28 protein-coding genes are annotated in these 23,871 nt (G+C 63.0%); 24 read left to right on the top strand and 4 right to left on the bottom strand.

Annotation, left to right across the window (positions count from 1 at the left end; genetic code table 11):
• Positions 1-8 precede the first annotated feature (8 nt).
• From fleN to BLR77_RS20295, 13 genes are all read left to right on the top strand, one after another.
• The gene (gene fleN, locus BLR77_RS20355) at positions 9-839 is read left to right on the top strand and encodes a flagellar synthesis regulator FleN (RefSeq protein ID WP_162275021.1); all 831 of its coding nucleotides are present in this window, start codon (positions 9-11) and stop codon (positions 837-839) included.
• Positions 836-1,582, top strand: a complete 747-nt coding sequence (gene fliA, locus BLR77_RS20350) for an RNA polymerase sigma factor FliA (protein ID WP_026088789.1) — start codon at positions 836-838, stop codon at positions 1,580-1,582. Before fleN ends, fliA begins: the two co-directional genes overlap by 4 nt.
• Positions 1,583-1,681: 99 nt before the next feature.
• On the top strand, positions 1,682-2,056 hold the full coding sequence (locus BLR77_RS20345) for a chemotaxis response regulator CheY (protein WP_169968482.1): 375 nt from the start codon (positions 1,682-1,684) through the stop codon (positions 2,054-2,056).
• 19 nt (positions 2,057-2,075) lie between these two features.
• Positions 2,076-2,864 carry a protein phosphatase CheZ gene (locus BLR77_RS20340; RefSeq protein ID WP_074681224.1) on the top strand — a complete coding sequence of 263 codons (789 nt, stop codon included), beginning with the start codon at positions 2,076-2,078 and terminating at the stop codon, positions 2,862-2,864.
• 12 nt (positions 2,865-2,876) lie between these two features.
• Complete coding sequence (locus BLR77_RS20335; protein ID WP_074681222.1) at positions 2,877-5,093, top strand: chemotaxis protein CheA; 2,217 nt, start codon at positions 2,877-2,879, stop codon at positions 5,091-5,093.
• A gap of 45 nt (positions 5,094-5,138) precedes the next feature.
• Positions 5,139-6,275, top strand: coding sequence for a protein-glutamate methylesterase/protein-glutamine glutaminase (locus BLR77_RS20330; RefSeq protein WP_074681220.1), 1,137 nt, complete (start codon positions 5,139-5,141; stop codon positions 6,273-6,275).
• Positions 6,276-6,300: 25 nt separating this feature from the next.
• Positions 6,301-7,041 (top strand): flagellar motor protein, encoded by a 741-nt coding sequence (locus BLR77_RS20325; protein ID WP_074681218.1) that lies wholly within the window; start codon positions 6,301-6,303, stop codon positions 7,039-7,041.
• A gap of 12 nt (positions 7,042-7,053) precedes the next feature.
• A complete protein-coding gene (gene motD / locus BLR77_RS20320) occupies positions 7,054-7,863 on the top strand; it encodes a flagellar motor protein MotD (RefSeq protein ID WP_074681216.1) in 810 nt (269 codons plus the stop codon).
• An 82-nt stretch (positions 7,864-7,945) separates the two neighbouring features.
• A complete protein-coding gene (locus tag BLR77_RS20315; RefSeq protein WP_074681214.1) occupies positions 7,946-8,734 on the top strand; it encodes a ParA family protein in 789 nt (262 codons plus the stop codon).
• Between the two features lie 86 nt (positions 8,735-8,820).
• Positions 8,821-9,633 (top strand): CheW domain-containing protein, encoded by an 813-nt coding sequence (locus BLR77_RS20310; RefSeq protein WP_074681212.1) that lies wholly within the window; start codon positions 8,821-8,823, stop codon positions 9,631-9,633.
• A gap of 95 nt (positions 9,634-9,728) precedes the next feature.
• The gene (locus BLR77_RS20305) at positions 9,729-10,208 is read left to right on the top strand and encodes a chemotaxis protein CheW (protein WP_003243242.1); all 480 of its coding nucleotides are present in this window, start codon (positions 9,729-9,731) and stop codon (positions 10,206-10,208) included.
• A gap of 3 nt (positions 10,209-10,211) precedes the next feature.
• Positions 10,212-10,634, top strand: a complete 423-nt coding sequence (locus BLR77_RS20300; protein ID WP_074681210.1) for a DUF2802 domain-containing protein — start codon at positions 10,212-10,214, stop codon at positions 10,632-10,634.
• Positions 10,635-10,779: 145 nt separating this feature from the next.
• Complete coding sequence (locus tag BLR77_RS20295; protein WP_074681208.1) at positions 10,780-11,223, top strand: rhodanese-like domain-containing protein; 444 nt, start codon at positions 10,780-10,782, stop codon at positions 11,221-11,223.
• On the opposite strand, the gene BLR77_RS20290 is transcribed toward BLR77_RS20295, so the two are convergent.
• Together BLR77_RS20290 and fliK are read right to left on the bottom strand one after the other, a co-directional pair.
• Entirely contained in the window at positions 11,204-11,545 is a 342-nt protein-coding gene (locus BLR77_RS20290) for an EscU/YscU/HrcU family type III secretion system export apparatus switch protein (protein ID WP_074681206.1), read from the bottom strand. The genes BLR77_RS20295 and BLR77_RS20290 overlap by 20 nt on opposite strands.
• Entirely contained in the window at positions 11,542-13,071 is a 1,530-nt protein-coding gene (gene fliK / locus BLR77_RS20285; protein ID WP_074681204.1) for a flagellar hook-length control protein FliK, read from the bottom strand. The genes BLR77_RS20290 and fliK overlap by 4 nt, the downstream gene beginning before the upstream one ends.
• Before the next feature lie 230 nt (positions 13,072-13,301).
• Between fliK and ccmA the strand changes: the two genes are divergently transcribed.
• Genes ccmA through BLR77_RS20235 form a run of 10 tightly spaced genes read left to right on the top strand, consistent with a single transcriptional unit; the run spans position 13,302 to position 20,609 of the window.
• Complete coding sequence (gene ccmA / locus BLR77_RS20280; protein WP_074681202.1) at positions 13,302-13,946, top strand: cytochrome c biogenesis heme-transporting ATPase CcmA; 645 nt, start codon at positions 13,302-13,304, stop codon at positions 13,944-13,946.
• Positions 13,943-14,614 (top strand): heme exporter protein CcmB, encoded by a 672-nt coding sequence (gene ccmB, locus BLR77_RS20275; protein WP_003460796.1) that lies wholly within the window; start codon positions 13,943-13,945, stop codon positions 14,612-14,614. Before ccmA ends, ccmB begins: the two co-directional genes overlap by 4 nt.
• Before the next feature lie 59 nt (positions 14,615-14,673).
• Positions 14,674-15,429 carry a heme ABC transporter permease gene (locus BLR77_RS20270; protein ID WP_074681200.1) on the top strand — a complete coding sequence of 252 codons (756 nt, stop codon included), beginning with the start codon at positions 14,674-14,676 and terminating at the stop codon, positions 15,427-15,429.
• Positions 15,426-15,602, top strand: coding sequence for a heme exporter protein CcmD (gene ccmD / locus BLR77_RS20265; protein ID WP_021489619.1), 177 nt, complete (start codon positions 15,426-15,428; stop codon positions 15,600-15,602). The genes BLR77_RS20270 and ccmD overlap by 4 nt, the downstream gene beginning before the upstream one ends.
• The gene (ccmE, locus tag BLR77_RS20260) at positions 15,599-16,087 is read left to right on the top strand and encodes a cytochrome c maturation protein CcmE (protein ID WP_074681198.1); all 489 of its coding nucleotides are present in this window, start codon (positions 15,599-15,601) and stop codon (positions 16,085-16,087) included. Before ccmD ends, ccmE begins: the two co-directional genes overlap by 4 nt.
• Positions 16,084-18,057, top strand: a complete 1,974-nt coding sequence (locus tag BLR77_RS20255) for a heme lyase CcmF/NrfE family subunit (protein ID WP_074681196.1) — start codon at positions 16,084-16,086, stop codon at positions 18,055-18,057. Before ccmE ends, BLR77_RS20255 begins: the two co-directional genes overlap by 4 nt.
• Positions 18,054-18,593 carry a DsbE family thiol:disulfide interchange protein gene (locus tag BLR77_RS20250; protein WP_045735314.1) on the top strand — a complete coding sequence of 180 codons (540 nt, stop codon included), beginning with the start codon at positions 18,054-18,056 and terminating at the stop codon, positions 18,591-18,593. The genes BLR77_RS20255 and BLR77_RS20250 overlap by 4 nt, the downstream gene beginning before the upstream one ends.
• Positions 18,590-19,078: a cytochrome c-type biogenesis protein gene (locus BLR77_RS20245; protein ID WP_074681194.1), complete on the top strand. Its 489-nt coding sequence runs from the start codon at positions 18,590-18,592 to the stop codon at positions 19,076-19,078. Before BLR77_RS20250 ends, BLR77_RS20245 begins: the two co-directional genes overlap by 4 nt.
• Positions 19,075-20,286, top strand: a complete 1,212-nt coding sequence (gene ccmI / locus BLR77_RS20240; RefSeq protein ID WP_074681192.1) for a c-type cytochrome biogenesis protein CcmI — start codon at positions 19,075-19,077, stop codon at positions 20,284-20,286. Before BLR77_RS20245 ends, ccmI begins: the two co-directional genes overlap by 4 nt.
• Entirely contained in the window at positions 20,283-20,609 is a 327-nt protein-coding gene (locus tag BLR77_RS20235; RefSeq protein WP_074681190.1) for a hypothetical protein, read from the top strand. Before ccmI ends, BLR77_RS20235 begins: the two co-directional genes overlap by 4 nt.
• 133 nt (positions 20,610-20,742) lie before the next feature.
• On the opposite strand, the gene BLR77_RS20230 is transcribed toward BLR77_RS20235, so the two are convergent.
• Together BLR77_RS20230 and BLR77_RS20225 are read right to left on the bottom strand one after the other, a co-directional pair.
• Positions 20,743-22,200, bottom strand: coding sequence for an SLC13 family permease (locus BLR77_RS20230; RefSeq protein ID WP_074681188.1), 1,458 nt, complete (start codon positions 22,198-22,200; stop codon positions 20,743-20,745).
• Positions 22,201-22,283: 83 nt separating this feature from the next.
• A complete protein-coding gene (locus tag BLR77_RS20225; protein ID WP_074681186.1) occupies positions 22,284-23,150 on the bottom strand; it encodes an ion transporter in 867 nt (288 codons plus the stop codon).
• A gap of 224 nt (positions 23,151-23,374) precedes the next feature.
• Here BLR77_RS20225 and BLR77_RS20220 point away from each other — a divergent pair.
• A partial coding sequence (locus BLR77_RS20220) for a POTRA domain-containing protein (protein WP_139203054.1) occupies positions 23,375-23,871 on the top strand: 497 nt, incomplete at its 3' end.

Here is a 23,871-nt window from a genome sequence, read left to right as displayed (position 1 = left end):
GAAAGAACATGGCTATGCATCCCGTACAGGTGATTGCGGTTACTGGCGGCAAGGGTGGCGTCGGCAAGACCAATGTGTCGGTCAATCTGTCCATGGCCCTGGCCGATCTCGGCCGTCGGGTGATGCTGATGGACGCTGACCTTGGCTTGGCCAACGTCGACGTTCTGTTGGGACTCACGCCCAAGCGCACCCTGGCTGATGTCATCTCGGGTGAATGCGATCTGCGTGACGTCCTGCTGCAGGGGCCAGGCGGCATCCGCATCGTGCCGGCAGCGTCCGGCACACAGAGCATGGTCAGTCTCACGCCGATGCAGCACGCAGGCTTGATCCAGGCGTTCAGTGACATCAGCGAAAATCTTGACGTGCTGGTGATCGACACCGCTGCCGGCATCGGCGATGCGGTAGTCAGCTTCGTGCGGGCTGCGCAGGAGATCCTCGTGGTGGTGTGCGATGAGCCCACCTCGATTACCGATGCCTACGCGCTGATCAAGCTGCTCAATCGCGATCACGGCATCAGTCGCTTCCGTGTATTGGCCAATATGGCCCATAGCCCGCAGGAAGGACGCAATCTCTTTGCTAAGCTGACCAAGGTGACGGATCGTTTCCTCGATGTCGCCCTGCAGTATGTCGGTGCCGTGCCCTACGATGAATGTGTGCGTAAGGCCGTGCAGAAGCAGCGCGCCGTTTATGAAGCCTTCCCTCGATCCAAGTGCGCCCTGGCGTTCAAGGCGATAGCTCAGAAGGTAGATACCTGGCCGTTACCGGCCAATCCTCGTGGTCATCTGGAGTTTTTCGTCGAGCGTCTGGTGCAACAACCGACCGCAGACTCGGCCGTATGACAGCAGCCTCTGGACTTCGTATGTACAACAAGGCTCAGGCGCAGGACTCCCAGCACCAGCTGATCGAGCGCTATGCGCCGCTGGTCAAGCGCATCGCCTACCACCTGCTGGCCCGCTTGCCGGCCAGCGTGCAGGTCGACGATCTTATCCAGGCCGGCATGATCGGCCTGCTCGAAGCCTCGCGCAAATACGACTCCAGCAAGGGCGCCAGTTTCGAGACCTTCGCGGGTATCCGTATCCGTGGCTCCATGCTCGACGAGGTGCGCAAGGGTGATTGGGCGCCGCGTTCGGTGCACCGCAACAGCCGTATGGTCAGCGATGCCATTCGTGTCGTTGAAGCAAGAACTGGGCGCGACGCTAAAGATCACGAGGTCGCGGCCGAACTCCAATTGAGTCTGGAGGATTACTACGGCATTCTTGGCGACACTTTGGGCAGCCGCCTGTTCAGCTTCGACGACCTGTTGCAGGACGGCGAGCATGGCGGGTTGCACGAAGACGCCGGACACACTCACCTCGAACCTTCGCGGGACCTCGAAGACGAACGCTTCCAGGCGGCCTTGGCCGATGCCATCGCCGGTTTGCCGGAGCGCGAGCGTCTGGTGCTGGCGCTGTATTACGATGAAGAACTGAACTTGAAGGAAATCGGTGAAGTGCTGGGGGTTAGCGAGTCACGCGTGAGCCAGTTGCACAGCCAGTGCGCGGCGCGTCTGCGCTCGCGGCTGAGTGAATGGCGTGCTGGCTGAAGGCGGCGTACTCGCAGGCGCAAACGGTTTCACGATTAAAGGACGTAGTTGCAAGCGCAATACGTTTGGGACTGTACGGAGGTCGACTTGGACAAGAACATGAAAATCCTCATCGTTGACGATTTCTCGACGATGCGACGGATCATCAAGAACCTCTTGCGGGATTTGGGTTTCACCAACACCGCGGAAGCCGATGACGGCACCTCGGCGCTGCCGATGCTGCAAAGCGGCAGTTTCGACTTTCTGGTGACCGACTGGAACATGCCCGGCATGACCGGCATCGACCTGCTGCGTGCCGTACGCGCCGACGAGCGCCTCAAGCACCTGCCGGTGCTGATGGTGACCGCTGAAGCCAAGCGCGATCAGATCATCGAGGCGGCCCAGGCCGGCGTGAATGGCTATGTAGTCAAACCCTTCACCGCTCAGGTGCTGAAGGAAAAGATCGAGAAGATCTTCGAGCGAGTCAACGGCTGATGCCAGCCGCGAGGGTGCTATGGAACACGATGACTCCACGCTGGGCGATCTTGAATCGTCCCTGAAAACCAATGCCCGTGAGCTGGTCGATAGCCTCGAAAAAGGTAACTTCGGCAACGCGGTGCAACTGATCAACGAGCTCAACAAGGTTCGTGATCGCGGGCTGTATCACGAGGTCGGCAAACTGACCCGTGAACTGCACAACGCCATTGTCAATTTTCAACTCGATCCGCGTATGCCGCATGCCCAGGAGCTGTCGCAGATTGCCGACGCTACCGAGCGGCTGAACTACGTCGTGACCATGACCGAGAAGGCTGCCAACCGGACCATGGATCTGGTCGAACAGAGCGCGCCGCTGGTCAATGATCTGAGTGATGAAGCGCAGAGCCTGAACGTCGAATGGGGCCGCTTCATGCGCCGTGAAATCGGTGCCGACGGTTTTCGCGAGCTGGCCAAGCGTGTCGAGCTGTTCCTCGCACGCAGTGAGCGAGATGGCGTCAAGCTCTCAGGCCATCTCAACGACATTCTGCTGGCGCAGGACTACCAGGACCTTACCGGTCAGGTGATCAAGCGTGTCACCCAGCTGGTGACCGAAGTGGAAAGCAACCTGCTCAAGCTGATGCTCATGGCCAGCCAGGTCGACCGTTTTGCCGGTATTCAGCACGACCACGAAGCGCTGCGTACCGAACAGGAAAAATCAAAAGAGCCATCGCGGGGTGAAGGTCCGCAGATTCATGCCGATAAGCGTGATGACGTCGCCTCCAGTCAAGACGATGTCGACGACCTGCTGTCCAGCCTAGGGTTCTAAGGAGCACACAATATGAGCTTCGGCGCCGATGAAGAGATCCTCCAGGACTTCCTGGTAGAGGCCGGCGAGATTCTCGAACAGTTGTCCGAGCAGTTAGTCGAGCTGGAAAGCCGACCGGACGACATGAACCTGCTCAACGCCATCTTCCGCGGTTTTCATACCGTCAAGGGCGGAGCGGGTTTCCTCCAGCTCAACGAGTTGGTGGAGTGCTGCCATATCGCCGAAAACGTGTTCGACATCCTGCGCAAGGGTGAGCGTCGCGTCGATTCGGAACTGATGGATGTGGTGCTCGAGGCTCTTGATGCAGTAAACGGCATGTTTGGCGAGGTGCGTGAGCGCCGCGAGCCCACGCCAGCGTCGCCTGAACTTCTGGCGGCACTGGCACGCCTGGCCGAGCCGGGCGGCGCCGAAGCGGCTCCTGCGCCGGTGCAGCAGGCCGAGCCGGAACCCGCGCCGGTGCCTCAGCCAGCTGCGCCGTCCGCCCCCTCGGGCGACATCACCGACAGCGAATTCGAGCAACTGCTCGATGCACTGGGTGAAGCGCCGGCTGCCGCCCCGAGTGCGCAGAGCAGTGCCGGCGATGAGATCACTGATGACGAGTTCGAGTCGCTGCTCGATCAGTTGCACGGTAAAGGGCAGTTCGCCGGTACGGTCGAGACCTCTGCTGCCGCGGCAGTCGCTTCTGCGCCTGCTGGCGCAACGGCAGGCGATGACATCACCGACGACGAATTCGAAGCGCTGCTCGATCAACTGCATGGCAAAGGCCAGTTCGCGGCCACGGCCGAAGCCGCTGCTCCGGCTACAACCGTTGCTGCTGCGACCGCTCCGGCGGGTGATGAGATCACCGACGACGAGTTCGAGTCGTTGCTCGACCAATTGCACGGCAAGGGCAAGTTCGTGCCGCCCAGCGAGCCGGCTCCAACCCCTGCGCCGGCTGCCAAACCGGCTGTGGCAGCCAAGGCCGCTCCTGCCAGCCCCGCACCTGCCAAGGCCGAGCCCGCTGCTGTGCGTACTCCCGCCGCGCCTGCAACTGCGGCCGACAAGGCGCCTGCCGCGAGTGAAGCGGAAACCACCGTACGGGTCGACACCGCGCGCCTCGACGAGATCATGAACATGGTCGGCGAGCTGGTGCTGGTGCGTAACCGCCTGGTGCGCCTGGGGCTCAACAGCGGCGACGAGGCCATGTCCAAGGCAGTGTCGAACCTCGACGTGGTCACGGCCGATCTGCAGACTTCGGTGATGAAGACCCGGATGCAGCCGATCAAGAAGGTGTTCGGCCGTTTCCCACGCCTGGTACGCGATCTGGCGCGTAACCTGAAGAAGGAAATCAATCTCGAGCTGGTGGGCGAAGAAACCGATCTCGACAAGAACCTGGTCGAGGCCCTGGCTGACCCGTTGGTGCACTTGGTGCGCAACGCCGTCGACCACGGGGTGGAAACGCCGGAAGAACGCGAGAAGAGCGGCAAGGCCCGTGCTGGCCGTGTGGTGCTCTCCGCAGAGCAGGAAGGCGACCATATCCTGCTGTCGATCACTGACGACGGCAAGGGCATGGATGCAGACGTGCTGCGTGCCAAGGCGGTGGAGAAGGGGCTGCTGGACAAGGACGCAGCCGATCGTCTCAACGAGTTCGAATGCTACAACCTGATCTTCGCCCCAGGCTTCTCGACCAAGACCGAGATTTCCGACGTGTCTGGCCGTGGCGTCGGCATGGATGTGGTGAAGACCAAGATTTCCCAGCTCAACGGCACGGTCAACGTGTTCTCGCAGAAAGGGCAGGGCTCGAAGATCATCATCAAGGTGCCGCTGACCCTGGCGATCATGCCGACGCTGATGGTGATGCTGGAGAACCAGGCCTTCGCTTTCCCGCTGGTCAACGTCAACGAGATCTTCCATCTCGACCTGTCGCGTACCAACGTGGTCGACGGGCAGGAGGTGGTGATCGTGCGTGACAAGGCATTACCGCTGTTCTATCTCAAGCGCTGGCTGGTGCCACAGGCCTTCCATGAAGGTCAGCGCGAAGGCCATGTGGTGATTCTCACCGTTGGCAGTCAGCGCATCGGCTTTGTCGTCGATCAATTGGTTGGCCAGGAAGAAGTGGTAATCAAGCCACTGGGCAAGATGCTGCAAGGCACGCCCGGAATGTCCGGCGCCACGATCACGGGCGACGGACGTATCGCGTTGATTCTCGACGTACCGAGCATGCTCAAACGCTACGCTCGACGTTTCTGATGTTTCGCGGCGTGGACCTCAGGTCCACGCCGTCTAGGAGTGTGTATGGTAGTCAAGGTCTTGGTGGTAGACGACTCCGGTTTCTTCCGTCGGCGCGTGTCGGAAATTCTGTCTGCTGACCCGAGTATTCAGGTCGTGGGCACGGCCACCAACGGGCGCGAAGCCATCGATCAGGCGTTGGCGCTCAAGCCCGACGTGATCACCATGGATTACGAGATGCCGATGATGGACGGCATCACCGCTGTGCGGAACATCATGCAGCGCTGTCCGACGCCGGTGCTGATGTTCTCCTCGCTGACTCATGAAGGCGCCCGCGTCACGCTCGATGCGCTGGATGCGGGGGCGGTGGATTTCCTGCCGAAGAACTTCGAAGACATCTCGCGTAACCCCGAAAAGGTCAAGCAGATGCTGTGCGAGAAGGTGCACAGCATCGCTCGCAGCAACCGCCGTTTCAGTGCGGCCGCGGTGGCTCCGGCGCCGACTGCGGCCAGTCCGAGCGCGGCGCCGATTAGTCGCCCAGCCGTTTCGACGCGTCCCGCCGCACCGGCTCCCGCTGCGCCTGCGCGTTCGTCAGCATCGGCCGGTGGCGCAGCACCTGCGTCACCAGCACCCAAGCGCAAGGCTTACAGGCTGGTGGCCATCGGCACCTCTACCGGTGGCCCGGTGGCGCTGCAGCGTGTACTGACCCAGTTGCCAGCCAATTTCCCGGCGCCGCTGGTCTTGATCCAGCACATGCCGGCGGCCTTTACCAAGGCCTTCGCCGAGCGCCTGGACAAGCTGTGCCGCATCCAGGTCAAGGAGGCTGAGGACGGCGATATTCTGCGCCCTGGCCTTGCGCTGCTGGCTCCTGGTGGCAAGCAGATGATGGTCGATGCGCGCGGCGCGGTAAAAATCCTGCCGGGTGACGAACGCCTCAACTACAAGCCCTGTGTCGACATCACCTTCGGCTCAGCGGCCAAGTCCTATGGCGACAAGGTACTGGCCGTGGTGCTGACCGGGATGGGCGCCGATGGCCGTGAGGGCGCGCGTCTGCTCAAGCAGGGCGGCAGCCAGGTGTGGGCGCAGGATGAAGCCAGTTGCGTGATCTATGGCATGCCCATGGCCGTGGTCAAAGCCAATCTGGCGGATGCGGTCTACGGCCTGGATGACATCGGCCGGCATCTGACCGAGGCCTGTCAGTGACGAACGCTAAGTCGGAAACATGCGCATGGATGTACTGAGCCTGATTGGCGTCATCCTGGCGTTCGTTGCCATTCTGGGCGGCAATTATCTCGAAGGCGGGCACGCTGGTGCCTTGCTCAACGGTCCGGCGGCGCTGATCGTCATCGGCGGCACCCTGGGCGCGGCTTTTCTGCAGGCGCCGGTGCAGGTGTTCAAGCGTGCCATGGCCATCATGCGCTGGATCTTCTTCCCGCCGCATATCGATCTGGTCGGCGGCATCAATCGTGTGACCGGGTGGAGCATGGTGGCGCGCAAGGAAGGCCTGCTCGGCCTGGAGGCGGTGGCCGATGCCGAGCCGGATCCTTATGCGCGCAAAGGTCTGCAGTTGCTGGTCGACGGCGCCGAGCCGGAATCCATTCGCAGCATTCTGGAGGTCGATCTCTATACTCAGGAGGCTCGCGATATCCAGGCCGCCAAGGTGTTCGAGAGCATGGGTGGCTATGCGCCGACCATTGGCATCATCGGTGCGGTGATGGGACTGATCCATGTGATGGGCAATCTGGCCGATCCGAGCATGCTCGGCAGCGGCATTGCCGTGGCGTTCGTTGCCACCATCTACGGCGTCGGCTTCGCCAACCTGCTGTTGTTGCCGGCGGGCAACAAGCTCAAGTCCATTGCCCTGCGCCAGTCGCGATATCGCGAGATGCTCCTCGAAGGCATCCTGTCCATCGCCGAGGGTGAGAACCCGCGCTCCATCGAACTGAAGCTGCAAGGCTTCATGGACTGATGGAGGTATGGCATGGCGCGCAGGCGGCATCATGAAGAGCACGAGAATCACGAGCGTTGGCTGGTCTCCTATGCCGACTTCATTACCCTGCTATTCGCCTTCTTCGTGGTGATGTACTCGATTTCCTCGATCAACGAAGGCAAGTACAAGATCCTCTCGGAGTCGCTGACGGGCGTGTTCAATCAGCCCGATCGCTCGATCAAGCCGATTCCGGTCGGTGAGGAACGGCCGCGCACCAGCGAGCCTGACGACACCACGATGGACGACCCCAGTTCGGACTCGACCCTGCAAAGCATCGCGTCCAGCGTGCGCGAGGTGTTTGGCGAGCTGATCCAGAGTGATCAGCTGACCGTGCGCGGCAACGAGATGTGGATCGAGATCGAGCTCAGCTCCAGTCTGTTGTTTCCCAGCGGTGATGCCATTCCGAACAATCAGGCGTTCGACATCATCGAAAAGGTCGCCAAGATTTTGGCGCCCTATCAGAATCCAGTTAAGGTAGAGGGATTCACCGACAACCTGCCGATCCAGACCGCTCAATACCCAACCAACTGGGAGTTGTCTTCGGCGCGCGCGGCGAGCATCGTGCGTATGTTGGCCATGGATGGCGTCGACCCTTCACGTCTGGCTGCCGTAGGTTACGGTGAGTTCCAGCCGGTGGCGGACAATGCCACTGCGGAGGGCAGGGGGCGTAACCGCCGGGTCGTGCTGGTGATTTCGCGCAACCTCGACACGCGACGTGGCGCTGGCAGTGCCGCGACCCAGCAGTCGGAGGCTGGCACGCAACCTGCACCAGCGTCTGCGTCGGGGGTTCCACAGTCGTGAGCCGTCAAATCCCAGTCGCCTGCTGCGTGCGTGCGACAGCCATTCTCGGCCTGAGCGCCTCTTGCCGGGAGGATGAGAGAAGATGAAAGTCTGGGCAGTAGCCAATCAGAAGGGTGGGGTCGGCAAGACCACCACCTCCATCGCTCTGGCAGGCCTGTTGGCCGATGCCGGCAAGCGTGTGGTCGTGGTCGATCTCGATCCGCACGGGTCGATGACCAGTTACTTCGGTCATGATCCCGATGCACTGGAGCACAGTTGCTTCGATCTGTTCCTGCACCAGGGCAATGTGCCGCAAGGCCTGCCCAAGCAGTTGCTGCATAGCACCAGTCACGAGAATATCTCCCTGTTGCCGTCGAGCACTGCGCTGGCCACGCTCGAGCGCCAGTCGCCTGGGCAAAGTGGCCTGGGGCTGGTGATCGCCAAGAGCCTGGCGCAGCTGTGGGAAGATTTCGATCACGCCGTTATCGACAGCCCGCCATTGCTCGGCGTGCTGATGGTCAACGCCCTGGCAGCCAGCCAGCAACTGGTGATTCCGGTACAGACCGAGTTCCTCGCGGTAAAGGGCCTGGAGCGCATGATCACCACGCTGGCCATGATCAACCGTTCGCGCAAGCAGGCCTTGCCCTACACCATAGTGCCGACGCTGTTCGACCGTCGTACCCAGGCGTCCATGAGCACGTTGCGGGTGCTGCGCAATACCTATCCCGATCACCTGTGGCCGGCCTACATTCCGGTCGATACGCGCTTGCGTGATGCCAGCCGGGCAGGGCGCACGCCCTCGCAGTTCGATGCGGGCAGCCGTGGGGTGATCGCCTATCGTGCGCTACTCAAGCATCTGTTGAGTCATCAGCCGGCGGCGCAGGTGGCTTGAAATGAGCGTCTGTGTTGAACTGCATCACTCAAGTCGGAGCATGCAGCGGCCGATAGGCTGTCAAGATCTTATTCCGGGTTCCAGTCATGAGTCGTAATGTCGCCACCGCCACGCGTTCCCAGCTGGCCCTGCAGTCCTACCTCGACGGGTTGCTGCAGGAGGCTGCCGCCGAACTGGAGATGTCCGTCAGCCTCGACGAGTTCGAGGCCGCGGTGCTCGAGGAGCAGGTGCGTGATGCGCGATTGGTCGAGCCGGTAGCGCCGGTCGCACTGGCTACCGTGGTCGAGCCGCAGGTACAGGTGGAAGTCGCACCGGTTGAATTACTCGCGCCGATACAGGCCCCGGTCATCGACGAAGCGCCGCCAGCGCTTGCCCCCGCTGCCGAACAGGTGCCGCAACCGGCTGCTGTCCTGGCCGATGGTCGCCCTGCCTGGGCCGAGGAGCCGTTCGAATGCCTGCTGTTCGACGTTGCCGGGTTGACCCTGGCCGTGCCATTGATTTGTTTGGGGTCGATCTACCCGCTGGAAGGACAGGAGCTTACGCCGCTGTTCGGTCAGCCGGAGTGGTTCCTCGGTATCCTGCCGAGCCAGGCCGGTAACCTGAAGGTGCTGGACACCGCGCGCTGGGTGATGCCGGACCGTTACCGCGAGGACTTCCGCGAAGGCCTGCAGTACGTGATTTCGGTGCAGGGCTACGAGTGGGGTCTGTCGGTGCATCAGGTCAGCCGTTCGATTCGCCTGGACCCGAGCGAGGTCAAGTGGCGCAGTCAGCGTACCCAGCGGCCCTGGTTGGCCGGTACGGTGATCGAGCACATGTGCGCGCTGCTCGACGTGGCGGCATTGGCCGAACTGATCGCCAGCGGCGGGGCAAAACGCCTGAATGGCGGAAAACTGCATTGAGAATTGGTGAGCCTGTGCCAACGGGCTCTATAGTTGATGACAAGCGGGTCGACCCGCACATGCCGCACTGAGCGGTTTTTGACGAGGCTAGGGACATGAAGAAAAGTTCTGCACAAGGTGCCGAAGATCCGATTCTGCAGTGGGTGACCTTTCGCCTGGACAACGAGACCTACGGCATCAACGTGATGCAGGTGCAGGAAGTCCTGCGCTACACCGAGATCGCCCCGGTACCGGGCGCTCCGAGCTACGTGCTGGGCATCATCAACCTGCGCGGCAATGTGGTCACCGTGATCGATACCCGCCAGCGTTTCGGCCTGGGTTCGGCGCCGGTCACCGACAACACTCGTATCGTCATCATCGAAGCGGACAAGCAAGTGGTCGGCATTCTGGTCGATAGCGTGGCCGAAGTGGTCTATCTGCGTCAGTCCGAGATCGAGACTGCACCGAACGTCGGCAACGACGAGTCGGCCAAGTTCATCCAGGGCGTGTGCAACAAGAACGGCGAGCTGCTGATCCTGGTCGAGCTGGACAAGATGATGTCCGAGGAAGAATGGTCGGAGCTGGAGAGCATCTGAGCCATGTCCGAGTTTGCCATGCTTGCCGCGGCCCTGGCCTTCGTGGCGCTGCTGTGCGTGGCACTGGGCATCGTCTGCAAAGGCCTGTACCGCAACCAGCAGCGCCTGCTGGACGAGCAGGCCAAGCGTGACGCCGTGCGCGATGCGCGGATCAGGGAACTGAGTAAACGTCTCGACGCCTACCTGACCGGCAGCATTCGCATGGGCGAAGAGCTGCATGAGCTGCGCCGCGTGGTGGCGCCGTTGCCGGACAAGGTCAGCCAGATCGAACAGCGTGACCCCAGCAGCCTGTCTTTCACCCAGGCTGCACGCCTGGTAGGCATGGGCGCGAGCGTCGAGGACCTGACCCAGTCCTGCGGCCTGAGCAAGGCCGAGGCCGAACTGATCAGCCGCCTGCACACACCCAAGGCTGGCCAGCCGCAATAGCCTCCCTCAAGCCTTGACGCATAGTCGAGCGCGTTCTTAGCAGGCCTTGTCGCCTGCGCAATCAATCCTAGAGCCCCCTGTGTGTCCATCTACGCTGATAGAAGGCAGTGGTTCATCCAGCTGTGGTCGTCACGGGGGATTGGTCATGCATCGTCTGGTTTTGGTTTGCGTTGGCTGGCTGCTCTGCCAGCCTCTGGTTGCTCAGGAGGCGCCGCTGCAGGTCGCGGGTGCGATCACGGTCAACGTCATACAGGCCAAGCACTTGCACGACCACGGCGCACTGTTCATCGATGTGCGGCCGGCCCGCGAGTGGGGCTGGGGGCATATCGAGGGAGCCATCCATCTGGATCTGCGCGGGCGCTTTGCATCTCTGGCGCAGGTGCCGTGGCCGCGCGAGGTGCCCCTGGTCATCTATTGCGACAGTGAGGTGTGCGCGCAGAGCGCCGTTGCAGTCGAGCAGGCAGTTGGCTGGGGTTTTACCCGTGTGTTCTATTTTCGTGGCGGTTACTTCGCCTGGCAGCTGTTCGATATGCCAAGCAGCAAGGGCAGCGTCAACGAGCGCCTGGCACTCAGTTCGCCGGACCCTTGAGCAAGGGAAGCGGCGGGGTGACGTCGCGCTCGGCATCGGCCTCGAAACCCGGCGGGGCCTTGCCCTGCAGGTGCCAGGCGAAGGCGATGATCTCGGCGATGCAGCGATACAATGCTTCCGGAATGGCGTCGCCCAGTTCCAGACGCGCCAGCAGACGCACCAACTCGGCATTTTCGTAAATCGGTACTTCGTATTCGCGAGCGATGGCGAGGATGGCTTCGGCCAGCTCGTCATCACCCTTGGCGCTGAGTATCGGCGCGTTCTGCCCGTCGTAGTTGAGGGCGATGGCCTGACGCGCTTCGGACTTCGGCTTGCGGCTCATGCGGTTTCATCCACCCAGCGTTGTTCCAGCGAGGTTTTCGGCCCTTGCGGCGGCATGCCCTGGCTACAGGCCAGTTCGCCGACCTCCAGGCCTGCGGCCAGCAGGCGTTCCCGCAGATTGCCCAGTTCGGCGGTGATCAGCGAGGCGGTATCGGCGCGTTCGGCCCATAGCTGGCTGGAGAGGCTGCCGCGTAGCAGCTGGGCGCGAACCTGCAGCGGGCCAAGGTGATCGAGGTCGAAGGCCAGTTCCACGCGCCAGAGCGTCTCCTTTTGCTCCGTTTTTTCCGCCTTGCCGCTGTCTTCACGCTGCAGTTTGATCTGCAGGGGAATCACTTCCTGCTGATGACGCATGGGCAGCTCCAGCTGCCAGGTGGTCAGCAGGTTGCCGTTGGCGTCGACCTGGGTTTGCGCCAGGCTCGACAGTTGGTGGGTCTGCAGCCGTGAGACGGCCGCTGCGGCGAGCTTCAGCAGGGTTTCCAGGTCGGCCTCGCCATCCATGTTTTGCAACAGGCGCGAAGGTAATGGGAAGGTCAATGCCTGTTGGCGCGCCGAGCCGGCAGCGCCTGCCCCGAGCAGTTGCCGGGCCAGGTTGGGCAGGTTCTGGCTGAGGGCGCTCTGCAGGCCGGCAAGGGGACCGGTGCCACCTGGCAGTTGCGGCATAAGCTGGGCGATCAGGCGCAGCAGGTTGGCCTTCAGGTCCTGCGGCAATGTGCCGGTCTGCCCCTGCAGCAGTTTGGCTTCGAGCAGCACACCGCTGCCTTCGAGTGCCTGCGCCAGGCCTTTGGCGGTACTCAACTGGGTGCTGTCGGGGAGGGCGCCAAGCAGCTTGTCGATGCTGCCGCGCAGCGCTTCGTCGCCGCCGCTCAGCTTTTGCAGGCCCTTGAACAAACCTTCCAGCGAGGCCTGGCGATTCTGTTGTGCGGCCAGTTGCTGGCCCAGCACCAGTTGATCGAGGCGGCCACTGAGAGGCAGGAAGGCGAGGCTCTGGCTACCCTGAACCTGGGCGCTGAGCAGGCTGCCGAGTGGCAGTGCCAGCGGACTGTCGAGCGCCAGCTGGCTGCCGGCAAGCGGGGTATTGAGCAGGTTTACCACCAGGCGATAGATCGTCTGCGCGCCCTGCGGCGGCAACGTGTCGCGGCTGACCACTTTGCCCTGGACCAATGTGCCGGGCGGCAGTTGCTGGAGGTCGAGGCTGGTCAGCGGCTTGTCGCCGCCAGCCTGCAAGGCCAGCGCCAGGCGGGTGTCGGACAGTGCGGTGACCACCAGTGCGCTGCCCTGGGCCAATGGCCTGGGGCTTTCGGCTTGCAGAGTGGCCTGCTTGCCACCTGCGAGGGTCAGTTTGAGCAAAAGCTGGAAGCTTTGCGCCTGCTCGCGAATCGCGACGACTTCGGCCTTGGCGCTTTCGCCGGCCGCCAGCATGCCTTCCAGCGGCTGCAACAGGCGCACGGCCAGGTCAGCCGCGCTCGCAGTGTTGCGAATTACCGGCACGGAGGGGGGAAGTGGGCGTGGGCTGCTGATTTCGCTCATGGGCTTTCGTTGGGCTCCGTCCTTTGCAGGTGCCGTAGGCTGCGCCGTGCGCACCGGCTTTCGGTGGGAGGTGCGTACGGTACACCCTACGTGATTAACACCCTGTCGAAAATGCTGACTGCGGGGACAGTGATGCGACATGTATAATGCCGGCCCGTTCCGCACCGCACTTCCGGCACGCGTCAGTATAGCGGCCGGAGCACCGTCGACTTTAACCCTGCCAGGTATCGATGACCCGTCCCGTTCCCCTTCTCGAAGCCGTGGCGCTCAGCTGTGAGCGGGACTGGCGCATGCTCTTCGAGCAGCTGCATTTTGCCCTGCAGCCAGGCGACATGTTGCAGATCAGTGGCCCCAACGGCAGCGGTAAGACCAGCCTGCTAAGGCTGATCGCCGGGCTGCGTCAGCCGACTGTCGGTGACATCTTCCTGCAGGGCCAGGCCCTGGCTGAACAACGCAGCGAGCTGGCGCGCAACCTGCTATGGATCGGCCATGCCGCTGGGATCAAGGGGCTGCTGAGCGCCGAAGAAAACCTGGCCTGGCTCTGTGCGTTGCATCGCCCAGCGAGTCGCGAGGCGATCTGGCAGGCGCTGGAGGCAGTTGGTCTGCGCGGTTTCGAGGATGTTCCCTGTCATACCCTGTCGGCCGGCCAACAGCGCCGTGTCGCCCTGGCACGCCTGTATCTGGCCGATACGCCGCCGTTGTGGGTGCTCGATGAGCCGTTCACCGCACTGGACAAGAGCGGTGTGGCGCAACTCGAAGCGCACCTGGCCAGCCATTGCGAGCGCGGCGGTGTGGTGGTGCTGACCACCCACCACAGCCTGCAACACAAACCAGCGACTTATCGTGATCTGGATCTGGGGCAGTACGCCGCATGAGTAACGTCTTCACCCAGCTGCTGTCGCGCGAAATGCGCTTGCTCGCTCGTCGCCCATCCGACCTGGCCAATCCGCTGGTGTTCTTCGCCATCGTCATCGCGCTGTTCCCATTGGCAGTGGGGCCTGAGACGCAATTGTTGCAAACCCTTTCTCCGGGCCTGGTCTGGGTGGCGGCCCTTTTGGCCGTGCTGCTCTCGCTGGACGGGCTTTTCCGCAGTGATTTCGAGGACGGCTCGCTCGAGCAGTGGGTCCTTTCGTCGCACCCCCTGCCTCTTCTGGTGTTGGCCAAGGTGCTGGCACACTGGCTTTTCAGTGGTCTGGCGCTGGTTTTGCTGGCGCCTGTGCTGGCACTGATGCTCGGTCTGCCTGGGCGTTGCCTGCCGGTACTGCTGATTTCCCTGCTGCTCGGCACTCCGGTGCTGAGCCTGCTCGGCGCGGTGGGCGCGGCGCTCACCGTTGGTCTCAAGCGCGGCGGCCTGCTGCTGGCGCTGCTGATCCTGCCGCTGTACATCCCGGTGCTGATTCTTGGCAGCGGGGCGCTGCAGGCGGCCTTGCAAGGACTGCCGGCTAGCGGCCACCTGTTGTGGCTGGCGAGCCTCACTGCCCTGGCGGTGACCCTGACACCTTTTGCGATTGCCGCCGGTCTGACCATCAGTGTCGGCGAATAAGAACGAACCGTGATATCTGGCCGATAACAGTCGAGCCAGGCCTGAATAATGAGTCGAGCATGAACTGGACGTGGTTTCACAAGTGGGGTTCGCCCAAGTGGTTCTATGAGATGAGTGGCCGCTGGCTGCCCTGGCTCAGCATCGCTGCTGTGGTGCTGATCACCGCCGGCCTGATCTGGGGCCTGGCTTTCGCACCGCCGGACTACCAGCAGGGCAACAGCTTTCGCATCATCTACATCCACGTTCCGGCAGCCTTCCTGGCCCAGTCGATCTACGTGACCCTGGCCATTGCCGGCCTGGTCGGGCTGGTATGGAAGATGAAGCTGGCCGACGTCGCCTTGCAGCAGGCCGCTCCCATCGGTGCCTGGATGACTGCCATCGCGTTGCTCACCGGCGCCATCTGGGGCAAGCCGACCTGGGGCACGTACTGGGTGTGGGACGCGCGCCTGACCTCGATGCTGATCCTGTTGTTCCTCTACTTCGGCGTCATCGCCCTGGGCAACGCCATCAGCAACCGCGACAGCGCCGCCAAGGCCTGCGCCGTGCTGGCCATCGTTGGCGTGGTCAATATCCCGATCATCAAGTACTCGGTGGAGTGGTGGAATTCACTGCACCAGACCGCCACCTTCAAGATTACCGAGAAGCCGGCGATGCCGATGGAGATGTGGTTGCCGCTGCTACTCGCGGTGCTGGGTTTCTACTGCTTCTTCGGCGCCGTGCTGCTCTATCGCATGCGTCTGGAAGTGCTCAAGCGCGAAGCGCGCAGCAGCTGGGTGAAAGCCGAAGTGCAGACGCTGGTGGAGGGCAAGGCATGAGTTTCGCGTCGTTCTCCGAGTTTCTCGCCATGGGTACCCATGGCCCCTACGTCTGGAGCGCCTACGGCATCAGCCTGGCGATTCTGGCGTTGAATGTGGTGCTGCCGATCCTGGCGCGCCGCCGTTACCTGCAAGACGAGGCGCGCCGTTTGCGCCGGGAGAAGTCGAAGTGAATCCGGTTCGCAAGAAACGCCTGTACATCGTTCTGGCCATCCTCTGCGGCGTCAGCATCGCCGTGGCGCTGGCGCTGACCGCGCTGCAGGAGAACATCAACCTGTTCTACACCCCCAGTCAGATCGCCACTGGCGAAGCCCCGGTCGATACCCGCATTCGGGCCGGCGGCCTGGTCGAGGAGGGCTCGGTCAAGCGCTCCGCCGACACTCTGGAAGTCGACTTCGTCGTCACCGACGGCGCTCACGGCGTGACCATTCGCTACCACGGCATCCTCCCGGACCTGTTCCGTGAAGGGCAGGGCATCGTCGCCCTGGGTCGGGTCAATGAAGAGGGTGTGCTGGTGGCTGACGAGGTGCTGGCCAAGCACGACGAGAATTACATGCCGCCTGAAGTCATGCAGGCGCTGGAAAAGAGCGGAATGATGCAGAAGCATAATGAGGCCAAAGCCGCCAAACAGGGCTATCAGCAGGAGAGCGCACAATGATCCCCGAGCTCGGCCATCTGGCGATGATCCTGGCGCTGTGCCTGTGCCTGGTACAGGCGACGCTGCCGCTGATCGGTGCCTGGCGTGGTGACCACCAGTGGATGAGCCTGGCGCAGCCGGCTGCCTGGGGCCAGTTCGCCTTCCTGCTGTTCTCGTTCATCTGCCTGACCTACGCCTTCATGGTCGACGATTTCTCCGTCGCCTACGTGGCCAACAACTCCAACAGCGCGCTGCCCTGGTACTACAAGTTCAGTGCGGTATGGGGGGCGCACGAAGGCTCCTTGCTGCTGTGGGCGCTGATCCTCGCGGGTTGGACCTTCGCCGTGGCGATCTTCTCGCGCCATCTGCCGGAAGAGATGCTCGCCCGTGTGCTGGCGGTGATGGGCATGATCAGCATCGGTTTTCTGCTGTTTCTCATCGTCACCTCCAACCCCTTCGAGCGCTTGCTGCCGAACTCGCCGGCCGACGGCCGCGACCTCAACCCCTTGCTGCAGGACTTCGGCCTGATCGTGCATCCGCCGATGCTGTACATGGGCTATGTCGGTTTCTCGGTGGCCTTCGCCTTCGCCATCGCCGCGCTGCTCGGCGGCAAGCTGGACGCCGCCTGGGCACGCTGGTCGCGTCCGTGGACCATCGTCGCCTGGGCCTTCCTCGGCATTGGTATCGCCCTGGGCTCCTGGTGGGCCTACTACGAACTGGGCTGGGGCGGCTGGTGGTTCTGGGACCCGGTAGAGAACGCCTCGTTCATGCCCTGGCTGGTGGGCACCGCGTTGATTCACTCGCTTGCGGTGACCGAGAAGCGTGGCGTGTTCAAGAGCTGGACCGTGTTGCTGGCCATCGCGGCCTTCTCCCTCAGCCTGCTGGGTACCTTTCTGGTGCGCTCCGGCGTACTGACCTCGGTACACGCCTTCGCCACCGATCCGGAGCGCGGCGTGTTCATCCTCGCCTTCCTGCTGGTGGTGGTGGGCGGTTCGCTGGCGCTGTTTGCCGTACGCGCGCCAGTGGTCAAGAGCCAGGTCGGCTTCGGCCTGTGGTCGCGTGAGACGCTGCTGCTGGTCAACAACATCGTGCTGGTGGTCTCGGCCGCGATGATCCTGCTCGGCACGCTCTATCCGCTGGTGCTCGACGCCCTGACCGGCGCCAAGCTGTCGGTTGGCCCGCCTTATTTCAACGCGCTGTTCCTGCCGCTGATGGCACTGCTGATGGCCGTGATCAGTGTCGGCGTACTGGTGCGCTGGAAGGACACCCCGCTGAAATGGCTGGGCAGCATGCTCGCACCGGTGCTGGTGGCCAGCGTGGTGCTGGCGGTAGCCGCCACCTTCCTGCATGGTGACTTCCACTGGGCCGTGCTGGCCGTCTGCCTGCTGGCCTTCTGGGTGATCCTGGCAGGCGTGCGCGACATTCTCGACAAGACGCGCCACAAGGGCCTGATCAAGGGCCTGCCTAGCCTGGGCCGCAGCTACTGGGGCATGCAGATGGCGCACTTCGGTTTCGCCGTGTGTGCCCTCGGTGTGGTGCTCACCAGCCTGGGCAGCTACGAGCGCGATCTGCGCATGGCGCCGGGGGACTCCGTGGAGTTGGGCGGCTATCGCTTCCAGTTTGACGGCGCCGTGCATCATGAAGGCCCCAACTTCATCTCCGACAAAGGCACGATACGGGTCTTCGATGGCGAGCGGCAGATCAGCGTGCTACACCCGGAGAAGCGCCTGTACACCGTGCAGCAGGCGACCATGACCGAGGCGGGCATCGATGCCGGCTTCACTCGCGATCTGTTCGTTGCCCTCGGCGAGCCGCTGGAGCAGGGCGCCTGGGCAGTGCGGGTGCACATCAAACCCTTCGTCCGCTGGATCTGGCTGGGCGCGCTGCTGATGGGCCTCGGCGGCTTCCTCGCCGCAGCTGACAAACGCTACCGCATCAAGGTCAGAACCCGCGTGCGCGAAGCCCTGGGCAGGCAGGAGGCCAGCGCATGAGACGCCTGCTCCTGCTGTTGCCGCTGCTGGCCTTTCTGGCGATTGCCGTATTCCTCTATCGCGGTCTGTTCCTCGACCCGTCCGAGCTGCCCTCGGCGCTGATCGGCAAGCCGTTCCCGGCTTTCAGCCTGCCGTCTCTGGACGATCCCGAGCGTACCCTCAGCGAGGCCGACATCAAGGGGCGGCCTGCGTTGGTCAACGTCTGGGCCACCTGGTGCCCGGCCTGCCGTCACGAGCATCCGGTGCTGAACAAGCTGGCCGAGGCCGGTGTGGTGATCCATGGGGTCAACTACAAGGATCAGCGCGAACCGGCACAGAAATGGCTGCGCGACCTGCACAACCCCTATCAGCTCAATATCGAGGACGCCAAGGGCAGCCTCGGTCTGGACCTGGGTGTATACGGCGCGCCGGAAACCTTCTTCGTCGATGCCAAGGGCATCATCCGTCACAAGTTCGTCGGCACCATCGACGAGCGCGTCTGGCGCGAGAAACTGGCGCCGATCTACCAGCAACTGGTCGACGAGGCCCAGCCATGAAGCGCCTGTTGATTTCGGCCGGTCTGGCGCTTGGCCTGTTGGCCAGCGCGCATGCCGCCATCGATACCTTCGAGTTCGCCAACGAGGCCGAGCGTCAGCGCTATCGCAATCTGATCGAAGAGCTGCGTTGCCCGAAGTGCCAGAACCAGAACATCGCCGACTCCGACGCGCCGATCGCCATGGATCTGCGCAACGAGATCTTCCGCATGCTCGAAGAGGGCAAGAGCAACGACGAGATCATCGACTTCCTGGTCTCGCGCTATGGCGATTTCGTGCTCTACAAACCGCCGCTGACCAGCCGCACGCTGCTGCTCTGGTACGGCCCGGCCGGCCTGCTGGTAATAGGTTTCGGTGTGCTCGGGGTGATCGTCCTGCGCCGCCGTGGCCAGAACAAAGACCGCTCGGCCGCTGGCCTCTCCGTCGATGAGCAGGCGCGCCTCGCCGCGTTGCTCGAGCAAAACTCTCAGGACAAGAAAGACCGATGATCGATTTCTGGTTGCCCGCCGGGCTGCTGTTGCTGACTGCCCTGGCGTTTCTGCTGATTCCGGTACTGCGCATTCGCAAGCTGCAGGCCGAAGAAGACCGCACCGCACTCAACGTCACCCTCTATCAGGAGCGTCTGCAGGAGCTGGAAACCCAGCGCCAGGCCGGCGTGCTCGATGAGGCGCAGATGGAGGCCGGCCGCGCTGAGGCGGCGCGCGAGCTGCTGGATGACACCGAAGGCGTACAGCGCCGCAGCAGCGTGCTCGGCGGCAAGATCCCGCTGGTCTCGGCGCTGCTGGTGCCGGTGCTGGGCGTGGCCCTTTACCTGCACTGGGGCGCTGTCGATGAGGTCGTACAGACTCGCCAACTGGCCGCCATGCAGCCGCAGAGCATCGAGGAGATGACCGCGCGCCTGGAGCAGACCGTGCAGCAACAGCCGGAGTCTGCCGAGGCCTGGTACTTCCTCGGTCGTACCTACATGGCACAGGAGCGTGCCGGCGATGCCGCCAAGGCGTTCGAGCGTGCCGTGGAGATCGCCGGGCGTGCCCCGGAGCTGCTCGGCCAGTGGGCGCAGGCGCTGTACTTCGCTGAAGGCAAGCAGTGGAGCGAGCAGATGCAGACGCTCACCGACGAAGCGCTGAAGGCCGATCCGGAAGAGGTCACCAGCCTCGGCCTGCTCGGCATCGCCGCCTATGAAAGCCAGCGCTATGCTGATGCCGTGCGCTACTGGGAGCGTCTGGTCGCCGTGCTGCCGGAGCAGGACCCGTCGCGTGCGGCCATCGCCGGCGGTATCGAACGTGCCCGTCAGCAGATGGGCGAGGGCGAGCAGCCCAGCGCTGCCGCCGAGCCGGGCGCCAAGGTGCATGCGCTGGAGGTCAGCGTATCGCTGTCACCTGAAGTGCAGCAGAACGTGCAGCCGGACGATGCTGTATTCGTCTTCGCCCGCGCACTCAGTGGCCCGCCGATGCCGTTGGCGGTCAAGCGCCTGAAGGTCTCCGACCTGCCGGCGCAGATCAGCCTTTCCGATGTGGATGCGATGATGCCCGAACTGAAAATTTCCCGATTCGAGCAGGTGCAACTGGTGGCGCGTGTATCGCGCGCCGGTAACGCCACCCAGGGCGAATGGAGCGGCCAGACCGGCCCGGTTGCCAACACCGCCCGTGACGTCCAGGCGCTGCTGATCGACAGCCGCGATGGGCAGGCCCAGTGAAGCGCCTGGCGCTGGCCTGCGCGCTCGGGCTTGGCCTGAGTGGCTGCGTATTGCAGCAGCCGAGCACACCGGTTGGCGAGCTGCCACCGGTGCAGCAGCCGTCGCACCCGCGCTATGCGCCGCCGCCTGGGGTACAGAGCCACTGGAATCCGGGTTTGGGCGTCTATGTGGTCGAGGGCGCACGTGATCTGTACTACCGCGAGCGTATCTTCTACCGCTGGGACGGCGGCTGGAGCTGGTCGTCGCAAGCCGGCGGGCCGTGGAAGGATACCGACAGCTCCGGCATTCCACCGGGGTTGTTTCGTCAGTATCAGAATCGCTGATCGGCCGTCACACGCGGGGCGACGGTTGTAAACCTCCGCATCGATCAGGTGAGTTTCAACCCTGGCTTATACCCCAACCTCCACATATGAAAACGGCGCCCGAAGGCGCCGTTTTTGTTGGTGCGATCCAGGCTCAATGCGCCCAGATCAAGCCCACCAGCAGGTAGCTGATCACTGTCACCAGCACCACGCCGAACAGGTTGAGGGCGAAGCCTGCTCTGATCATCGACTGTATCTTCATGTGCCCGGTGCCGAACACGATGGCGTTAGGTGGCGTCGCCACCGGCATCATGAAGGCGCAGCTGGCAGCGATGGCGGCAGGAATCGCCAGCAGCTCGGCCGGCATGCCCTGCGACACGGCCAGCGCCCCCAGCAACGGCAGGAAGGCGGCAGCGGTGGCGGTGTTGGAGGTGACTTCGGTGAGGAAGATGATCACCAGCACCACCACGCCGATCATCGCGATCACCGGCAGGGCGCCCAGCGCACCGAGGCTCTGTGCGATCCATTCGGCCAGGCCGGTGCTGCGAATCACGCCCGCCAGCGACAGGCCGCCGCCGAACAGCAGCAGCACGCCCCAGGGCAGTTTGCTGGCGCTTTCCCAGTTCATCAGGAACACGCGCTGTTTGACGTCCACCGGAATCATGAACAATGCCAGCGCCGCAGCAATGGCAATGCTGGTGTCATTGACGCCGGGCACCCAGCCGGAGATCAGCGGCTGGAACACCCAGGCCAGCGCGGTGACCACGAACACCAGTGCCACCAGCTTCTCGCCACGGCTCAGCGGGCCGAGCTCGGCCAGCTCGCTGCGAATCAGCTGTGTGCTGTCATGTCCAGCCAGGTTGAAGCCGCCACGGGTCAGCCACCACCAGATGAACGCCAGCATGATCACCGCCACCGGCACGCCCAGCAGCATCCACTGGCCGAAGCCGATCTGCACGTCGTAGTTGTCGGCGAGGAAGGCGGCCAGCAGGGCGTTGGGCGGGGTACCGATCAGCGTGGCGATACCGCCGACGCTGGCGGCGTAAGCAATCGCCAGCAGCAGGGCGGTGGCGAAGCGTTCACGCTCGCTGTCGGCCGCGTCCTTCTCGCCGGTGAGCATGGCGATCACCGAGAGACCGATAGGCAACATCATGATGGTGGTGGCGGTGTTGCTCACCCACATGCTGAGGAACGCGGTGGCCATCATGAACCCGGCGATCTGCTTGCTCGGCTTGCTGCCCATGGCCAGCAGCGTCATCAGGGCGATGCGCTTGTGCAGGTTCCAGCGCTCCATGGCCAGGCCGAGGATGAAACCGCCGAGGAACAGGTAGATGGTCGGGTTGGCGTAGGGCGCGGTCGCGGCGTTGAGACTGTCGATGCCCAGTGCCGGGATCAGCAGGATCGGCAGCAGCGAGGTGGCCGGAATCGGAATGGCTTCGGTCGACCACCAGGTGGCCATCAGCAGGGTCAGGCCGATGGTGGCCCAGGCGGTGCTGGACAGGCCGGCTGGCGGCTCGGTAACCAGGCAAACGAGCAGTAACAACGGGCCCAGAATCAGGCCAATCCAGGCGGCCTTGGCAGGTGCCGTGGATTCATTGGTGGTAACGGCCATGGCGCGCTTCCTTGTTATTAAAAGTCGGGCTTTATAGCCCACAGGGCGACTTTATGACCACGCGACGGCCGTTCGGTTTTGCTTCAGTCTGTTTCAGGTGCGTTTTGCGCTGGCGATAAGGGCGCAGCCTGCCGGCTGAACAGCGGCCCACCGCAGCGGCTGCAGAACGCCGCGCTGTACTCGTGGCGGTTCTTGCGGCAGTTCGGGCAGTCGTGCTCCATCAGCCCGTCCTGACGCATGGCATTGGCCAGTTCGGCGGTGAAGATGCCGGTGGGCACGGCGATGATCGAATAGCCGGTGATCATCACCAGCGTGGCCAGCATCTGCCCCAGCGCCGTTTGCGGCGTGATATCGCCGAAGCCCACCGTGGTCAGCGTCACCACCGCCCAGTAGATACCAGTGGGAATGCTGGTGAAGCCGTTGGCCGGGCCTTCGATGACATACATCATCGCGCCATACACGGTGACCAGGGTCGAGACGCTCACCAGAAACACCACGATCTTCTGTTTGCTGCCGCGCAGCGCCACCAGCAGGAAGTTGGCCTGGGTCAGGTACTGGCGCAGCTTGAGCACGCGGAAGATGCGGATCATGCGGATGACCCGAATGATCATCAGGTACTGCGCATCGGCGAACATCAACGCCAGGATGGCCGGCAGCACCGCCAGCAGATCCACCAGGCCGAAGAAACTGAAGGCATAACGCATCGGCTTGGGCGAGCTGTACAGGCGCAAGCCGTACTCGATGGCAAACAGCGCGGTGAAGCCCCACTCCAGCGCGCTGAACAGCCCGGCGTACTGGTTGTGGAAGTGTTCGATGCTGTCGAGCATCACCACCACCAGGCTGGCGAGGATGGTCACCAGCAGCCAGTTGTCGAAGCGCTGAGCGGCCGGCGTACTGGTTTCGAAGATGATGATGTAGATGCGTTGACGCCAGGTCTGCCGGTTTTCCATGGCAAGGTCCAAATTGAGCGAAAGGGCACAGCCTAGGCAGGAAGGAGGGGGTAGGGCAAGGGATGAGAAAATTGATGGCTATATGCCATTCGTCGGGTGAAAAGGCTGGCAGCCAGTGATGGTGACGCCGTTCGTCAAAGTCCTATTTGATATCAAGGTGCCATATGCTTTAATCGCCGCCGGTTTTCCGACGCCGTTTTTCTGCTATTCAAAGGACTGAAGGCATGCTTTCTCGTATTAGCCCTTTGGCCGTATGGCTTTGTTTGTTGTCTCTTCCTGTTACCGCGTTGGCGCAGACGCCGGGCGACCGTGAGCTGATCCGCGAGCGCCAGGAGCGTTTGCTGCAGGAGCAGCAGCGCCGCCTCGACGAGCTGCAGCAACTCCCAGGTGAAACGCCTCAACTGCAAACCGCCCCCGTCGAAGACGAACGCTGCTTCGACATCGAGCAGATCCGCCTGGAAGGTGCCACTCTCCTCGCTGAGGACGACCAGCAGGCCATTCTGCAGCGTTTCGCTGGCGAGTGTTTGGGCGTTGGTCAGCTCAACGAGCTGCTCAAGGCCATCACCCAGTTCTATATCGACCGGGGCTACGTGACCTCGCGCGCCTATCTACCGCAGCAGGATCTGTCCTCGGGCGAGCTACGGGTCATCGTGGTCGAAGGCCGCCTGGAAGGGCTGGACAGCTCCGAGTTGGCCAGTGATCGTGAACTGACCATGGGTTT

This window comes from Ectopseudomonas alcaliphila, assembly GCF_900101755.1.
In the GTDB taxonomy this organism is placed as follows: Bacteria; Pseudomonadota; Gammaproteobacteria; order Pseudomonadales; family Pseudomonadaceae; genus Aquipseudomonas; species Aquipseudomonas alcaliphila.
This window is presented reverse-complemented; position numbering and strand designations above follow the sequence as displayed.

What these genes read in the sequence shown, in the direction of transcription:
- fleN (WP_162275021.1), top strand. Translation starts at nt 9, where the DNA reads ATGGCTATGCATCCCGTACAGGTGATTGCGGTTACTGGCGGCAAGGGT.
- fliA (WP_026088789.1), top strand. Translation starts at nt 836, where the DNA reads ATGACAGCAGCCTCTGGACTTCGTATGTACAACAAGGCTCAGGCGCAG.
- BLR77_RS20345 (WP_169968482.1), top strand. Translation starts at nt 1,682, where the DNA reads ATGAAAATCCTCATCGTTGACGATTTCTCGACGATGCGACGGATCATC.
- BLR77_RS20340 (WP_074681224.1), top strand. Translation starts at nt 2,076, where the DNA reads ATGGAACACGATGACTCCACGCTGGGCGATCTTGAATCGTCCCTGAAA.
- BLR77_RS20335 (WP_074681222.1), top strand. Translation starts at nt 2,877, where the DNA reads ATGAGCTTCGGCGCCGATGAAGAGATCCTCCAGGACTTCCTGGTAGAG.
- BLR77_RS20330 (WP_074681220.1), top strand. Translation starts at nt 5,139, where the DNA reads ATGGTAGTCAAGGTCTTGGTGGTAGACGACTCCGGTTTCTTCCGTCGG.
- BLR77_RS20325 (WP_074681218.1), top strand. Translation starts at nt 6,301, where the DNA reads ATGGATGTACTGAGCCTGATTGGCGTCATCCTGGCGTTCGTTGCCATT.
- motD (WP_074681216.1), top strand. Translation starts at nt 7,054, where the DNA reads ATGGCGCGCAGGCGGCATCATGAAGAGCACGAGAATCACGAGCGTTGG.
- BLR77_RS20315 (WP_074681214.1), top strand. Translation starts at nt 7,946, where the DNA reads ATGAAAGTCTGGGCAGTAGCCAATCAGAAGGGTGGGGTCGGCAAGACC.
- BLR77_RS20310 (WP_074681212.1), top strand. Translation starts at nt 8,821, where the DNA reads ATGAGTCGTAATGTCGCCACCGCCACGCGTTCCCAGCTGGCCCTGCAG.
- BLR77_RS20305 (WP_003243242.1), top strand. Translation starts at nt 9,729, where the DNA reads ATGAAGAAAAGTTCTGCACAAGGTGCCGAAGATCCGATTCTGCAGTGG.
- BLR77_RS20300 (WP_074681210.1), top strand. Translation starts at nt 10,212, where the DNA reads ATGTCCGAGTTTGCCATGCTTGCCGCGGCCCTGGCCTTCGTGGCGCTG.
- BLR77_RS20295 (WP_074681208.1), top strand. Translation starts at nt 10,780, where the DNA reads ATGCATCGTCTGGTTTTGGTTTGCGTTGGCTGGCTGCTCTGCCAGCCT.
- BLR77_RS20290 (WP_074681206.1), bottom strand. Translation starts at nt 11,545, where the DNA reads ATGAGCCGCAAGCCGAAGTCCGAAGCGCGTCAGGCCATCGCCCTCAAC.
- fliK (WP_074681204.1), bottom strand. Translation starts at nt 13,071, where the DNA reads ATGAGCGAAATCAGCAGCCCACGCCCACTTCCCCCCTCCGTGCCGGTA.
- ccmA (WP_074681202.1), top strand. Translation starts at nt 13,302, where the DNA reads ATGACCCGTCCCGTTCCCCTTCTCGAAGCCGTGGCGCTCAGCTGTGAG.
- ccmB (WP_003460796.1), top strand. Translation starts at nt 13,943, where the DNA reads ATGAGTAACGTCTTCACCCAGCTGCTGTCGCGCGAAATGCGCTTGCTC.
- BLR77_RS20270 (WP_074681200.1), top strand. Translation starts at nt 14,674, where the DNA reads ATGAACTGGACGTGGTTTCACAAGTGGGGTTCGCCCAAGTGGTTCTAT.
- ccmD (WP_021489619.1), top strand. Translation starts at nt 15,426, where the DNA reads ATGAGTTTCGCGTCGTTCTCCGAGTTTCTCGCCATGGGTACCCATGGC.
- BLR77_RS20255 (WP_074681196.1), top strand. Translation starts at nt 16,084, where the DNA reads ATGATCCCCGAGCTCGGCCATCTGGCGATGATCCTGGCGCTGTGCCTG.
- BLR77_RS20250 (WP_045735314.1), top strand. Translation starts at nt 18,054, where the DNA reads ATGAGACGCCTGCTCCTGCTGTTGCCGCTGCTGGCCTTTCTGGCGATT.
- BLR77_RS20245 (WP_074681194.1), top strand. Translation starts at nt 18,590, where the DNA reads ATGAAGCGCCTGTTGATTTCGGCCGGTCTGGCGCTTGGCCTGTTGGCC.
- ccmI (WP_074681192.1), top strand. Translation starts at nt 19,075, where the DNA reads ATGATCGATTTCTGGTTGCCCGCCGGGCTGCTGTTGCTGACTGCCCTG.
- BLR77_RS20230 (WP_074681188.1), bottom strand. Translation starts at nt 22,200, where the DNA reads ATGGCCGTTACCACCAATGAATCCACGGCACCTGCCAAGGCCGCCTGG.
- BLR77_RS20225 (WP_074681186.1), bottom strand. Translation starts at nt 23,150, where the DNA reads ATGGAAAACCGGCAGACCTGGCGTCAACGCATCTACATCATCATCTTC.